Here is a 13,111-nt window from a genome sequence, read left to right as displayed (position 1 = left end):
TTTGACGGCAAGGCGATCAGGTCACAAACGACCCTGCATGACGCTTCCCGTGGCGCGTTCGACATGCGCGAAAACAGGCTTTTTTCAGGTGGAAATCGCCTTATTTGATGCGCATCACTCTTTCTTGGTGATGGCCCTAGCAGATTCGGATTTGTCCTATTAAAGACGGATCGAACCTGTCGCTAACTAGGACACACCGAACCAGAGAACGTGTCATGAGGAACTCCATTCTGCTGTGTGTGGCCCTGATGTCCGTCAGTGCGCTGGCCCAGGCCAGCAGCGGCAGCATCCGTTTCAGCGGCCGTATCGCCGAGCCGGGCTGCACGACGAACCTGTCCCAGGGTGAGCTGAGCCTGGCCGCCTGCCCGCCCTCGGCCAAGGGCTCGACGGTGGCCGTGACGGCGCTGGCCGATGGTCAGGCCGCGACGCTGCGCGACGGCAAGCGCCAGGGCCAGAAGCTGTCGGTGTCGGCCAGCGCGATGCGCGCCGGCGATATCGCCTTCTCCGAGCGTTACAGCGTGCAGGCTTCGAAGCAGCAGCCGCTGCAGGGCGCCTACCTGGTGGTGGTCGACTACCTGTAAGCCGACGTGTTTACGCCGGCGGCAGCTCGAACACCTGGCGCAGATAGGCCAGGTAGCCCGGGTCGTCGCACATGCTCTTGCCCGGCGAATCGCTGAGCTTGGCCACCGGCTGGCCGTTGCAGCGGACCATCTTGATGACGATGTTGAGCGGCGTTGGCCCCAGATCATTGGTCAGGTGGGTGCCGACGCCGAAGGCGACCTGGCAGCGACCACGGAAGTAGTCGTACAGGCGCATCACCTTGGCGATGTCGAGCCCATCGCTGAACACCAGCACCTTGCTGCGTGCATCCACCCGGCGCTGCTGGAAGTGCGCCAGCATGCGGTCGCCCCAGTCGAACGGATCGCCGGAGTCATGGCGGACGCCGTCGAACAGCTTGCAGAAGTACATGTCGAAGTCGCGCAGGAACGCATCCAGGCCGACCACGTCGGACAGCGCGATGCCGAGGTCGCCGCGATACTCGCGTGCCCACGACTCCAGTGCCGCCACCTGCGAATCGCGCAGGCGCGGGCCCAGCGCCTGGAACGCCTGCAGGTACTCATGGGCCATGGTGCCGTGCGGGGTCATGCCGTACAGGCGGGCGAAGTGCACGTTGCTGGTGCCGACCAGCTGCGGGCCGAGCGCATCGCGCAGCAGCGGCAGCAGACGGGCATGCCAGTCACGCGAGTAGCGGCGGCGGCTGCCGTAGTCGGCGATGCGGCACTGCTCGAACCCCGGGGTATCACGCAGCAGCGCGGCCTTGGCCTGCAGGCGGCGCTCGCCCTCGGCGAAGTCGGCGGTGGTGGTGTTGCGGAACCAGACTTCGTTGATGATCGCCAGCAGCGGCACTTCGAACAGAATGGTGTGCAGCCAGGGCCCGGTGATGTCCAGTTCGATCTCGCCGGGCACGGTCTTCGACGCGCGCAGCTGGATGTACTTGCGGTCGAGGTGGAACAGGCCGAGGAAATCGGCGAAGTCCGGCTTCACGAAGCGCAGGCCACGCATGTAGTCCAGCTCCGCGTCGCTGAAACGCAGGCTGCACAGGTGGTCGATCTCTTCGTCGATCTGGTCGATGTAATGGGCCAGGTCGATGCCGGGCGTGCGGCACTTGAACCGGTACTGCACCTGGGCGCCGGGGTGCTGGTGGAGCACCGCCTGCATCATGGTGAACTTGTACAGGTCGGTGTCGAGCAGGGACTGGATGATAGGCATGGGGCGGATTATGCGCCCGGCGGAGTGAACCGTGGGCGCGCCCGCCCTCCGTAGAGCCGAGCCCACGCTCGGCTGGATGTGTTGCCTGAGCCGAGCGTGGGCTCGGCGCTACAGCGCCCTGCGCAGCAGCTTCGGCACCAGCATCAGCGCGTGCGCCCAGATCGCGCCCCACACCGCTACCCGCACCGGCAGCGAACGCTGCCTGGCCTCGAACTTCTGGAAATAGCGCCACAGGCCCTTGTGCTTGTGCCATTCCACGAAGAACGGCCGCGAGCGGCTGGAGACGCCACGAACGTGGGTGACCTGCAGGTCATTGGCGATCGCCACCACTGCTCCGGCTTCGCGTGCACGCCGGCACAGGTCCAGGTCTTCGGCATGCAGGCGATAGCCGGCGTCCCAACCTCCGATGCAGTCGAACAATGCACGCGGCATCATCAGCAGCGCACCGGACAGCGCCGGCACCCGCTGCAGCGCCTGCTGCGGGTCACGCGGCACCGCCAGCTTCGAGCCCTTGCCCGGCGAGCGCAGCATCATCAGGAAATCCGGGTCGCGGCGGCGCACGGCTTCGTCGGCATGGCCCTGCTCGTCCACCTGCTCGACACCGAGCAGGCAGTCGCCCAGTCCTTCCGCGCGGCTGCGCAGTGCGGCCAACGTCTCCGGTTCGACCATCAGGTCCGGGTTGATGAAGGCCAGCCATGGGCTGTGCGAATCGGCCACGCCCTGGTTGTTGGCGGCGGCAAAGCCGGGATTGTCCGGATTGCCGACGAAACGCACGCGCGGGTCGTGGCTGGCATGGCGCTGCACGATATCCAGCGTGCCATCCATCGAGCCATTGTCGATCACCCGGATCTCGGCCACGTCCTGCGCCTGGCGCAGACGCGAGAGGCAGGCGTCGATGGTGCTGCCGCTCTGGTAGGTGACGACGATGGCGGCAATGGCAACATTCAAGCAGGAGGCTCCGGCGCGGAAGACGAGACGAACAGGTCACCCTGTTCCTTCGGCATTATCGCCTGCCGCATGCGCTGCTGCAGATCGGCACGCAGGCCATGCAACGGATCGTGCATGAGGAAGTCAGCCAACCGTGGCACCCACCCCGGCCAGCGCGCGGCCAGGGCCTCGAGATCGCCATCACGGCTGACCGCCTCCCGCTGCCCGGCTGACGAAGGCGGTCTCGCACAGCACGTTGCGCCATCCCAGGCCAGCCATGCGCAGGCTCAGGTCCACCAGTGCCGCGTTCCAGCCGGCGTAGCTGTCCACGTCCAGGCCGCCGGCGCGGCGACGCGCGTTGCCGCGCACCAGTACCGCGTGGGTGACCGCCGAGGGCAGCTCCGGATGCAGCACCGGCAGCGTGGCACAGGTGTGTGCCAGCAGCGCCGGGTCCTCCGGTTCGGGATTGATTTCGCCCAGCCGCGGCCATGCAGCGGTTTCGCCGGCATTGCACCACGGGGTTGCGGTGGCGATGGCGGCGTCGCGGGCGAAGGCATCCTGCAGCTGCTGCAGCCAGCCCGGCGCGGGCACGCTGTCCGGCGCCAGCACCGCCACGTCCATGCCCTCGCAGGCGCGCAGCATCTCATCCAGATGGGCGACCTCGCCCAACGGCCGCGCGCGGCGGGTGTATTCGGCCTGCAGTGGCGTATGCGCCAACCAATGCTCCACCACCGCCTGCGCACGCGGGCCGGTCTGCGCGTCATCGGCCAGCCAGACCGCGGTACCCGGCGCGGTGCCGGCATCCAGCGCGGCCAGGCAGCGGTCGAGTGCGGCATCGTCCACGCACAGCGGCAACAACACGATCGCCCCCATCCCGCCTCCGTGGTTGTCGGTAGCCACAGCCTAGCACTGGGAGGGTATCGGCCGGGTTGCACCCGGCACCTGCAGAGGCCAGAGCCAGAGCCGAAGCAACAGCCGGAGCAAAAGCTGGGTTCCTGGGGGATGGCGGGGTGGGTCCGGTTGCGGGGGACGCTGCAAGTACGTCCATGTAAGCTCGGTCGCCGCATCCATGCGGCTCACGCCCCCACAACCGGACCCACCCCGCCTTCGACAGATCTCTGCGATCTGCAGTAGATCCACGCCATGCGTGGATGAATCTCCATCGGAATCGAATATTTCGAATTGGAATCGAAAAGCATTCACGCATGGCGTGGATCCAGCGTGTCGACCAAGGTCGACACCTACCAACAGCAGCAGGAAACTGTCGAAGGCGGGGCACTGTGGGTTTGCGGGGTGTGAGCCGCATGGATGCGGCGACCAAGCCTCCATGGACGGATTTACGGCGTCCCCGCAAACCCACAGTGCCCCGCCCCCCCTCAGTAAACCCGCTGTTGCCGTTGCTCCAGCTCTGGCCTCTGCGGGTGCCGGGCGCAGCCCGGCCGTAACCCCTTACTTCTTTGCGCGCGGCTGGTTCAGCGGTTCCATCGCGCGGAAGCGCTGGCTGTACTCGTCGGTCAGGGTGCGTGCCTCCTGCCCGTTGCGCACGATGCTCGGCGTCAGCAGCACGATCACCTCCGAACGACGGCTGGTGCGGCTCTTCTGCCCGAACAGTGCGCCCACCACCGGAATCCGGCTCAGGCCGGGTATGCCGCTGCTGCCATCGGTGGCCGTGTCGGTGATCAGGCCGGCCAGCATGATGGTGTCGCCGCTCTGCACCGCCGCTTCGGTCGACAGCTTCTTGGTGGAAATCCGCGGGTTGCAGTTGCGCTCGGTCGGGTTGCAGTTCTCCGGCACGTTCGAGGCGCTGCTCACTTCCTGCACGATGTCGAGGAATACCGTGCCGTCTCGGGTCACGCGCGGGCGCACCTTCAGGATCACGCCGGTGTCGATGTACTGCACCGAGCTGTAGCTGCTGGTGCCGATACCGGTGTTCACCGTGGTGGTATTGATCGGCACCTTGTCACCCACGTTGAGCGTGGCCTCGGCGTTGTTGCGCACGAACACCGAGGGGGTCTGCAGCAGGCGCACATCGGTGACCTTGTCCAGCGCGCTCACCACCGCCGCGCCATTGTGGCCGGTGAATGCCCAGCCAAGGCCTTCGCCACCGGTCGCGGCACCGGCAAAGCTGCTCCAGGAGCCGCCGGCGGCGGCCGGCAGGGTCACGCCGGCCAATGCGCCGGTCAGCGCGCGCCCGGCCACCGCGTTGTCGAAGAACCAGTTCACGCCGTACTTCAGGTCCCCCTCCAGTGCGACCTCGGCCACCTGCGCTTCGATATGCACCTGCAGCGGCATCACGTCCAGCTTCTCGATCACTTCGCGGATCGAACGCCAGGCCTGCGGGGTCGAGCGCACCAGCAGGGTGTTGGTTTCCTCCACCGCCGACACGCCCACGCGATCGCCTTCCACTTCCAGGCTGACGCTGACATTGCCGGACTGGCGCTGCGGCAGGTTCATGCTGCCGTTGCCGGTGCCACTGGAACCAGTGCCCGGCGTCGAACCGAAATTGCTGCTGTTGTTGCTGTCCATGCCACGCTCACCGTCGCTGCCCAGCTGCGACGGCATTGCACCCGGTGCCAGCGAGGCCGGGCTGGAGCCGCCGCGGTTGCCGCTGCTGGCGAAGGCTTCACTGAGGCGTTCGGCCAGATCGCGCGCCTTGATGTAGCGCAGCTCATAGGAGAACAGGCGGGCGCTGCCACCGGCGGTGTCGATGCGGTCCAGCCACTGCTGGATCTGGTCCAGGTAACGCACCTGCGGGGTGATCACCAGCACCGCGTTGGCGTTTTCCAGCGGCAGGAAGCGGAACATGCCGGCGCTGGGCGTCTTGCTCTCCTCGCCGAACACCTTCTCAAGGTCGGCGGCCACCTGCTCGGCCTTGCCGGACTGGATCGGGAACACGCCCACCGACATGCCCGACAGCCAGTCGACATCGAAGATCTCGACGGTGCGCATGTAGTTTTCCAGCTCGGCGCGGGTACCGCCCAGGGTGATCACGTTGCGGCCGCTGTCGACGTTGACGATGGCGTTGGGGCGCGCGTACGGCTCCAGCACCTTCTTCATTTCAGTTGCGGAGATGAACTGCAGCGGGATCACCCGTACCTCGAAGCCACGCGCACTGGCTGCCGGCGCCGTGCTCGGCGCGACAGTACCGGCCAATGCCTGATCGGCGGCGACGATGTTGTAGCGGCCGCCGCTGTAGACCATGCGGGCATTGTTCCAGCCCAGCACCATCTCCAGCAGGTTCAACGCCTGCGCCGGCGACACCGGCTTGGGCGTGGCCAGGGTGACTGTGCCCTGCACCCCCGGTGCGATCACGTAGTTCTGGCCCAGCATGTCACCGAGGATGGCCTTGACCACCGCATGCACCGATTCGCCTTCGAAATTGAAGGTTGCTTCACCGGTGCTGGCGCCATGCAGTGCCGGAGCCGGTGCGCGTGCTGCTTCGCGGTTGATCATGGTGCCGGTGCCACGGCGGATCACCGCCTGCGGAGCGCCCTGGGCGTCACGGGCAGCATCAGCGGCGACTTCGGCCGCCTGGCCGGCCTCGGCAGTGGGCGACAGATTGCCCTTGCGCTGCACATGCGGTGCGGACACGGTGCTGCAGCCGACCAGCAGCGCGAGGGCAAAGGACCAGGGAAGGAAACGCAGGCTCATGCATTCACTCTATCGGTTGGTGCCATCGCCCGGGGGCGGCGACGGTTGTTGCTGCTGTTGTTGTTGCTGCAGCTGGCGGCGACGGGCCTGGATGCGTTCGCGGATGGCCTGCATCTGCGCTTCGCTGGGGCCGTTGTTGTTGGCAGGCGGTGTGGCGGCCGCCGCAGCCGAGGATGCTGGCGCACTGCCAGCAGGCGACGGCGATGCGGTTGCCGCAGCCGGCGGCGGTGCCGGCGGAGCGCCTGCCGGGGGCGGCACAACGATCGCACCGGCCGGTGGCGCACCGTTGGCGCCGCGCAGCACGGTCGGTGGTTCACCCCCCTGCCCGTTGAATACCGCCAGTTCCAGCACCTGGTTGCCACCGGGGCCGATCACGGTGGCCTGACGCGGCTGCAGTGCGACCAGCTGCCAGCCGTCGACGGCTTCACCGTTGAGGCGCAGGCGCAGCGAGCGGTTCTGTTCGGTGGTGAAGGTGGCCATGCCGAAGTCGCCGGTCAGCAGCACGCCGGTCAGGCGCAGCGCGGCGCTGGCGGCGGGCTCGCTGCCGCCGAGCAGGTAGGGCTTCGGCCTGCGGTCCTCGGCGAACAGCGGTCGCTCGCCGATCGCGCTGTAGCTGTCGGCGCTGGCCATGCGTTCTGCGGCCAACGGCGGCAGCACCGGCAACGAAGGCACCGCATCGGCATCACCGTCCGCACCTGGCAGCTGGCTGCCCAGACCGAAGCCGGTGGCCAGCCAGACCGCTGCCGCCCAGCCGGCCAGTGCCAGCAGGAAGCCGGTGCGCAGGCTGATCTGCTCAAGCTTCATCGGCCACCTCCTGCCCTTCTTCCGGCGCAGCCGGTGCGGCGGCCGGTGCAGGTGTGGCCGAAGGCGGTTGCGGCGCCGCGCCCGGTTCGGCTGCAGGTGCCGGCGCAGCGCCATCGGCCGCAGCACCGGGCAGCAGGTAACCGGCCAGTTCGAACGACACGTCCAGGCCGAGCCCGGACTCGTTGGGCGACTGCTGGAAGCGCTGCGCGATCAGGTTGAGGTTGTCGACGAACAGGCGCGGGCTGCCGGTTTCCAGGCTGTGCAGCACCGTGGCCAGTTCGGCCACACCGCAACGCAGGCGCACCTGCATGGCCACGCGCACGAATTCGGCGTCACGGCGGTTGTCGGTCAGTGGCGTACGGTTGCTGATGGTGCAGCTGCGGTTGCCCGGGCTGGCCATCGCCACCGCATCCTGCAGCTTCGCGCCCAGCGCAGCGGCCGCAGCTTCGGCGGTGGCTTCGCGCAGGAAGCCCGGCCGCTGCTGCAGTGCCTCCCGGGTGGCGCGCAGGCGCTGTTCGATCTGCGGCTGCTGCTGCAGCTGCGCCTGCACGCGCTGCTCGCGCTCGCGCAGGGCGGCCACGTCGGCGTCGATTTCGCGCAGTGGCTGGGTGAACCAGGGGTGCACCAGCAGCAGGTAGGCCAGGCCCAGCACTGCCAGCAGCAGCGCCAGTGCCAGCCAGCGGTCACGGCGTGCGCTTGGCATCGGCATCGGCCGCCTCCCGGGTCGGGGCCGCAGCCGGCAACGGCTGCAGTTCGGCGGTCATGGTGAAGCGGTCACGGCCACTGGCGGCGCCATCGGCCTGCAGTACGCCGGTCAGATTGACCTTGCGCCACTGCGGTGCGTCCTGCAGCAGCTGCACCAGCTGCGAGGCCTCGCGGCTCAGGCCGATCAGCTGCAGGTTGTTGTTCTCGATGGCCAGCTTTTCCAGGTAGGTGCCCTCCGGCAGGCGCCGGGTCAGTTCATTCCAGATTTCCACCGTTCCGGCGCGCTGGCTGCGCTGCTTTTCCAGGAATGCGGCACCATCGATCAGCGCCTGCAGCTGCGCGCGTTCGCTGGCGACACCACGCGCACTGCGTGCACTGCGCTCGACCTGCGCACGCAGTTCGTCGGCGGCGGCGCGGCGGTTGTCGAGCAGCTGCAGGGCCGCCAGCACCAGCATCACCAGCGCGGCCACGGCCAGCAGCACATTCCAGCGCCGCGTCGGGTCTGCCCGCAGCTGGCGCTGCCCCGGTGGCAGCAGATTCACCTGCAGGGGTTCACCCTCGGTGTCGATGGCATCGACACCGGCCAGTGCATCGGCCCATTCGCCTACGCTGGCCCGCCACGCCTCAAGCTGGCGCAGTGGCCAGGCGATCAGTTCGACCTGCAGCTGGCCCTCGGCGGCGCCCCCGAGTTCACGCACGTCATAGCTGACCTGGCTGGATTCGAACGGCGTCTGGCGGTCGATCTCGAAACCGACCACGGCGCGCAGCCGGTCGGCCGCAGCCGCAGGCAGGCGCAGATGACGACGCAGTACCTCGCTGGCCGGCAGCAGCCACACCCGCGGCAGGCTGCGCAGTCGCGGTTCCAGCACGCGGTCCAGTTCGGCCGGCGACAGCGGCCATGGCACGCTGGCAACTGCTTCGCGGCGTTCTCCGGCCTCTCGCCAGACCTGCAGCTGCTCACCCTGGCGCTGCAGCAGCAGGCGCGCCTGTGCCCAGCCCAGTGCCCACTGCCAACGTGCCGGCACCCAGGCCAGCAGCGATTGCCGCCACCAGCGCAGGAAACGGCCGGCGCCAGGGCCGATCCGGCCCTGCACCTGCCGCACACTGTCCTGCCATGCCGTCATCTTGCTGTCATTCCCTGCTCCCAGCGAAGCACTGTGTAGGACCGCCCGGGAACCCCGCCCGAGCCATTGCGTACCACTGCCTGCAACACCGACCGGCGTCCACTGCCGTCGGTTGCACGAGACTCGATACTATAGGTGCCGCTGCTGCTGGCAAGCGTTGTCGCACCACCAGCGGTATCTGCGTCACGCTCCTGCTGTGCGCGCTGCGCCAGCACGGTATCCGCATCCAGGCCCAGTGCGGTCAGCACCGGCGCGCTGGCGAACTGGGGATCCGGGCGTGCCTGGCGGCTGTACAGGGTCAGGTGCGGCAGCATGGCCTTGTACAGCGGGCCGCGCATGCCCAGTACCCGCTGCAGTTCACCGAGCGTCTCGAAACGCTTGTTGCGTGGGCCATACGGCAACCCCGCCGCCGCATAGTCCGGGGCTTCGGCACCGCCGCCCGGCTGCAGCAGGCTGTCTTCATCACGCCAGTCGACAATGGCACCGGCCAGCTGCCGGGCTGCCCCTTCGTCTTCGCCGAGCGCCTTGAGGAACGCGGTCAGCAAGGTCACGTCGGCCAGGTTCAGGTTGATCTTGCCGTTCTCGTCCAGCACCTTGATTTCGATGCTGGCGTCATCGAACTGCCAGCGGTAGGTTCGGCCATCAGCGCGCCAGGGCGCCCGCAGCGGATCGGCGGACAGGCGCAGCAGCGCGTACTCCAGGCCGGCGCGCGCCCGTTCCTGGCCGCGTGCATCGTCATCCAGCACCCGCTGCTGCAGATGCTCGACCCGTGCGCTCAACGCGAACGCACCGACCAGCGCGGTCATCAATGCGATCAACCACAGCACCAGTACCAGTGCCGCACCGTGTTGCCGGTTCATCGCGCGCCTCCGCTGCCACCGTTACGCGGCGCCACCACCAGCGTCGGCCAGGGCGCGCCCCTGGCCGGGACGATCCTGATCTCCACCAGCATCGGCAGGCGGCGGGTATCGTCCCAGCGCGGCATCCAGTCGCTCACCTGGCCGGTACTGGCATCGATGCCGCGATAGCGCAGTTGTACCGACTTCAGGTTTTCCACCAGCACTTCCGGCGGGCGCGGCGGGTTCTCGGCGATGCGCTCGCCTTCCTGCAGCAGCACCAGGTCCAGCAGCAGGCGCTGCTGGCCATCGCGGCCGTCCACCTGCAGCGCGTGCAGGTAGGGTCCGCCGCGGCCGAGGTAGCCCGGCAGATCGGCGGCGAACAACATGCGCTGCTCTTCGCCCTGGAAGAAGATCGGTTCGCGGGTGGGATCGGGTACTTCCAGCGGCGTGCGCAGCGCACCGGCCAGCTGCCGCCGCAACAGCGCCTGCACCGCGCGCATGCGCTCACTCTCGGCCGCGATCTGCTCGCCACGCTGACTGACCGCCATTGCCGAACGGACGCTGGCGAACGCCAGCGCCAGGCCACCGGCCAGCAGCACCGTGGCCAGCATCACTTCAATCAGCGTGAAACCCGCGGCGCGGCGCTTCATCGCGCGCTCTCCAGGTCCGGCGGCAGCAGGCGCAGGCTGCGCCAGCGCAGCTGCTCGCGTTCGCTGTCGCCCCAACGCACCTGCAGCTGCAGTTCGGCCAGCCAGGGGGCACCGGCCGACTGTGACTGCACGGCGTTGCCGGCACGTGGCTCCACCCACGGCTGCACCTGCAGCTCCCAGTGGTAGCGTCCCTGTTCCCAGTCGCCCTGCTGGCTACCCACCTGCAGTGGCGTGGCGACACCGGTTTCGGCCAGCAGCGACTGCGCATGCAGTATCGCGCGCGTGCGCAGCTCGGCCTCGCGCACCTGCCTGGCACCACCGGACAGACTGCCCAGCAGCAGGGTCAGCGCCAGCCCGAGCAGGGCAAAGGCGATGATCACTTCCAGCAGGGTGAAGCCGCGAACGTGCCGCTTCATTGTGCCCGCCAGGGGCCGGAGCGGACCTCACCGGTCAGCCAGCCCACGTCGATGCGCCATTCGGCATCGTCACGCTGCAGCCGGATGCGGCCACCGCTGGAGCCACCATCGGGATGGAACTCGATCACGCCCTGCCCTGGCGCGGTGGCCAGCTGCGCGGCGCCTTCGAACTGCACCTGCAGCTGTGCCGGCACGTCACCATGGCGCTGGTTGGCGCCTTCCCAGCGCCGCTTTGCCGGTTCGATGACAAAGCGTTGCGGCTCGCCGCGGGCGATCGCCTGCGCGCGTACCACCCGCAGCTGGTTGGCGATGTCCTTGCCGGCGCTGCGCAGCTGCATGCCGGCGAAGCCGCGCGACAGGCCGGCGGCGGTAATCAGGCCGATCGCTGCGATCAGCGCGATCACCAGCAGCATTTCCAGCAGCGACAGGCCCGCTGCGCGCCTGCCGTGCAGGCGCGGGCGAGGCAGCCGGCGCGGCAGGAAATACGTCATGCAGGATTACGGCTGGTAGCGGATGTCGGCATCGACGCTGCTGCCGCCGGCCTTGCCATCCTTGCCGAGGCTGATCAGCTCGTACGGCTGGCCTTCGCCCGGCGCACGGTACTCCAGCGCGTGGCCCCACGGGTCGTTCAGGTCAGCCGGCTTGGCATACGGCCCCAGCCAGCCACCGACACCCGCCGGTGCGGTCACCAGATCGTTGAGCGAGCCGGGCAGCTTGCCGGTATCGATCTGGTAGTTGTCGACCTTGGACGCAACGGTCTGCACCTGCGCCTTGGCGATGTTGGCCTTGCCGCGATCAGCGCCGCCCAGCACGCGGCTGGCGACCAGGGTCAGCACCGCACCGATCAGCACGATGACGATGATGATTTCCAGCAGGCTCATGCCCGACTGGTTGCGCGCGGCGGTGAAGGAAAGGCGGATCGGTCGACGGGAAGCAATCATGGTCGGTCCTTTCAGTTGCGGAGTGTCGGGGTTGCGTAGGGATCCATCGTCAACCGATGGCATTGGTCAGGTCGTACAGCGGTACCAGCACGGCAACGATCACCGCACCGACCACCGAGGCCAGCACCAGGGTGATCGCCGGCACCATCGCCGCCAGCAGGCGGTCGATGCGCCGGGCGCTGTCCTGTTCGAAGGTATCGGCCGCTTTCAGCAGCATGGTATCGAGTGCACCGGATTCCTCGCCGACCTGGATCATCTGCAGCGCCAGGCGCGGGAAACGCTTGCCGCGCGACAGCGCCAGCGACAGGCCGGTACCGTTTTTCACTTCATCCGCGGCGGCTTCCACATCGGCGGCCAGCGCGCGGTTGCCCAGCACGTTGCGGGCGATGCCCAAGGCACCCAGCAGCGGCACACCATTGCGCAGCAGCGTGCCCAGCGTGCGGGCCAGCCGCGCGGTTTCCAGTTCGCCGAGCAGGCGGCCGATGCCGCGACGCTGCAGCAGCCAGCCATCCAGCGCCAGCCGGAAGGCTGGTTGCCGCGCCTTGCGTTCGAAGAACAGCGCAAGTATCCCTGGCACCACCAGCAGCAACACCCACCAGTCGCGCACGAACAGACCCAGCTGCAGCACCGCGTTGGTGAACCACGGCAGCGCCACATCCAGGCTTTCGTACATCTGCGCGAACTGCGGCACCACGTAGCCGAGCAGGAACAGCAGCGCGCCGCCCACCACCACCAGCAGGATGGCCGGGTACACCAGCGCGTTGATCACCTTGCCCTGCAACGCGCGGCTGCGTTCGAGGTAGTCGGCCAGGCGCTGCAGGGTTTCGTGCAGGCTGCCGCCGGCTTCACCGGCCCGCACCATGTTCACGTACAGGCGCGAGAACAACCCATGCTGGCGCTCCAGTGCGGTCGACAGCGGCGCGCCACCGCGCACCACATCGCGGATGTCGGTGATCGCGCGGCGCGAGCGTTCGTCTTCGGGCAACCCGAGCAGGATCGACAGCGCGCGATCCAGCGGCTGGCCTGCACCGAGCAGTGTCGCCAGCTGCTGGGTGAACTGCAGCAATGCAGCGCCCTGCAGCGGCCGTTGGCGGAACAGGTTGCGCCAGGTACTGCCACCGATCGCACCGCCATCGGCCAGCTGGGTCTCCATCGGCAGATGGCCCTGGTCCTGCAGGCGCGCGACCAGCTCGGCCTCGCTTGCCGCTTCCATCTGCCCGTCGAAGATCTCGCCGTGCGGATTCAGTGCCTTGTAACGGTAGGTCGGCATGTCAGCCCCGGCGT

13 protein-coding genes and 1 pseudogene are annotated in these 13,111 nt (G+C 68.2%); 1 reads left to right on the top strand and 13 read right to left on the bottom strand.

Annotated features, from left to right (window positions below):
• Positions 1–215: 215 nt before the first annotated feature.
• A complete protein-coding gene (locus ACZK2R_RS02835; protein ID WP_014645902.1) occupies positions 216–581 on the top strand; it encodes a hypothetical protein in 366 nt (121 codons plus the stop codon).
• 10 nt (positions 582–591) lie between these two features.
• Here ACZK2R_RS02835 and pncB read toward each other — a convergent pair whose 3' ends face one another.
• The 13 genes and pseudogenes from pncB to xpsF all read right to left on the bottom strand — a co-directional run bounded on the left by pncB (position 592) and on the right by xpsF (position 13,097).
• Entirely contained in the window at positions 592–1,770 is a 1,179-nt protein-coding gene (pncB, locus tag ACZK2R_RS02830) for a nicotinate phosphoribosyltransferase (protein WP_010482009.1), read from the bottom strand.
• A gap of 108 nt (positions 1,771–1,878) precedes the next feature.
• Entirely contained in the window at positions 1,879–2,718 is an 840-nt protein-coding gene (locus tag ACZK2R_RS02825; RefSeq protein WP_032128058.1) for a glycosyltransferase family 2 protein, read from the bottom strand.
• Positions 2,715–3,570 (bottom strand): annotated as a pseudogene (locus tag ACZK2R_RS02820) (glycosyltransferase family 2 protein). Before ACZK2R_RS02820 ends, ACZK2R_RS02825 begins: the two are co-directional and overlap by 4 nt.
• Before the next feature lie 576 nt (positions 3,571–4,146).
• Positions 4,147–6,348, bottom strand: a complete 2,202-nt coding sequence (gene gspD / locus ACZK2R_RS02815; RefSeq protein WP_180838637.1) for a type II secretion system secretin GspD — start codon at positions 6,346–6,348, stop codon at positions 4,147–4,149.
• Positions 6,349–6,357: 9 nt separating this feature from the next.
• Entirely contained in the window at positions 6,358–7,152 is a 795-nt protein-coding gene (locus ACZK2R_RS02810) for a hypothetical protein (RefSeq protein ID WP_032130126.1), read from the bottom strand.
• The gene (gene gspM, locus ACZK2R_RS02805) at positions 7,142–7,861 is read right to left on the bottom strand and encodes a type II secretion system protein GspM (protein ID WP_032130127.1); all 720 of its coding nucleotides are present in this window, start codon (positions 7,859–7,861) and stop codon (positions 7,142–7,144) included. Before gspM ends, ACZK2R_RS02810 begins: the two co-directional genes overlap by 11 nt.
• A complete protein-coding gene (locus ACZK2R_RS02800) occupies positions 7,836–8,981 on the bottom strand; it encodes a PilN domain-containing protein (protein ID WP_032130128.1) in 1,146 nt (381 codons plus the stop codon). Before ACZK2R_RS02800 ends, gspM begins: the two co-directional genes overlap by 26 nt.
• Positions 8,978–9,841: a type II secretion system minor pseudopilin gene (locus ACZK2R_RS02795; RefSeq protein WP_032130129.1), complete on the bottom strand. Its 864-nt coding sequence runs from the start codon at positions 9,839–9,841 to the stop codon at positions 8,978–8,980. Before ACZK2R_RS02795 ends, ACZK2R_RS02800 begins: the two co-directional genes overlap by 4 nt.
• A complete protein-coding gene (locus ACZK2R_RS02790; protein WP_180838638.1) occupies positions 9,838–10,470 on the bottom strand; it encodes a type II secretion system protein J in 633 nt (210 codons plus the stop codon). The genes ACZK2R_RS02795 and ACZK2R_RS02790 overlap by 4 nt, the downstream gene beginning before the upstream one ends.
• Entirely contained in the window at positions 10,467–10,886 is a 420-nt protein-coding gene (gene xpsI / locus ACZK2R_RS02785; protein WP_032130131.1) for a type II secretion system protein XpsI, read from the bottom strand. The genes ACZK2R_RS02790 and xpsI overlap by 4 nt, the downstream gene beginning before the upstream one ends.
• Positions 10,883–11,377, bottom strand: coding sequence for a type II secretion system protein XpsH (gene xpsH / locus ACZK2R_RS02780; protein WP_032130132.1), 495 nt, complete (start codon positions 11,375–11,377; stop codon positions 10,883–10,885). Before xpsH ends, xpsI begins: the two co-directional genes overlap by 4 nt.
• A 6-nt stretch (positions 11,378–11,383) precedes the next feature.
• Positions 11,384–11,827, bottom strand: coding sequence for a type II secretion system major pseudopilin GspG (gene gspG / locus ACZK2R_RS02775; protein ID WP_004142831.1), 444 nt, complete (start codon positions 11,825–11,827; stop codon positions 11,384–11,386).
• A 49-nt stretch (positions 11,828–11,876) separates the two neighbouring features.
• A complete protein-coding gene (gene xpsF / locus ACZK2R_RS02770) occupies positions 11,877–13,097 on the bottom strand; it encodes a type II secretion system protein XpsF (RefSeq protein ID WP_032130133.1) in 1,221 nt (406 codons plus the stop codon).
• Positions 13,098–13,111: the final 14 nt, after the last annotated feature.

It is taken from the genome of Stenotrophomonas sp. 96582_Sma (assembly GCF_056480905.1).
This window is presented reverse-complemented; position numbering and strand designations above follow the sequence as displayed.

Bases quoted from the DNA above. Each gene is read 5' to 3' on its own strand.
- xpsF (WP_032130133.1), bottom strand. From the start codon at position 13,097: ATGCCGACCTACCGTTACAAGGCACTGAATCCGCACGGCGAGATCTTC.
- pncB (WP_010482009.1), bottom strand. From the start codon at position 1,770: ATGCCTATCATCCAGTCCCTGCTCGACACCGACCTGTACAAGTTCACC.
- ACZK2R_RS02795 (WP_032130129.1), bottom strand. From the start codon at position 9,841: ATGAACCGGCAACACGGTGCGGCACTGGTACTGGTGCTGTGGTTGATC.
- ACZK2R_RS02790 (WP_180838638.1), bottom strand. From the start codon at position 10,470: ATGAAGCGCCGCGCCGCGGGTTTCACGCTGATTGAAGTGATGCTGGCC.
- gspM (WP_032130127.1), bottom strand. From the start codon at position 7,861: ATGCCGATGCCAAGCGCACGCCGTGACCGCTGGCTGGCACTGGCGCTG.
- ACZK2R_RS02800 (WP_032130128.1), bottom strand. From the start codon at position 8,981: ATGACGGCATGGCAGGACAGTGTGCGGCAGGTGCAGGGCCGGATCGGC.
- ACZK2R_RS02835 (WP_014645902.1), top strand. From the start codon at position 216: ATGAGGAACTCCATTCTGCTGTGTGTGGCCCTGATGTCCGTCAGTGCG.
- gspD (WP_180838637.1), bottom strand. From the start codon at position 6,348: ATGAGCCTGCGTTTCCTTCCCTGGTCCTTTGCCCTCGCGCTGCTGGTC.
- xpsH (WP_032130132.1), bottom strand. From the start codon at position 11,377: ATGACGTATTTCCTGCCGCGCCGGCTGCCTCGCCCGCGCCTGCACGGC.
- xpsI (WP_032130131.1), bottom strand. From the start codon at position 10,886: ATGAAGCGGCACGTTCGCGGCTTCACCCTGCTGGAAGTGATCATCGCC.
- gspG (WP_004142831.1), bottom strand. From the start codon at position 11,827: ATGATTGCTTCCCGTCGACCGATCCGCCTTTCCTTCACCGCCGCGCGC.
- ACZK2R_RS02810 (WP_032130126.1), bottom strand. From the start codon at position 7,152: ATGAAGCTTGAGCAGATCAGCCTGCGCACCGGCTTCCTGCTGGCACTG.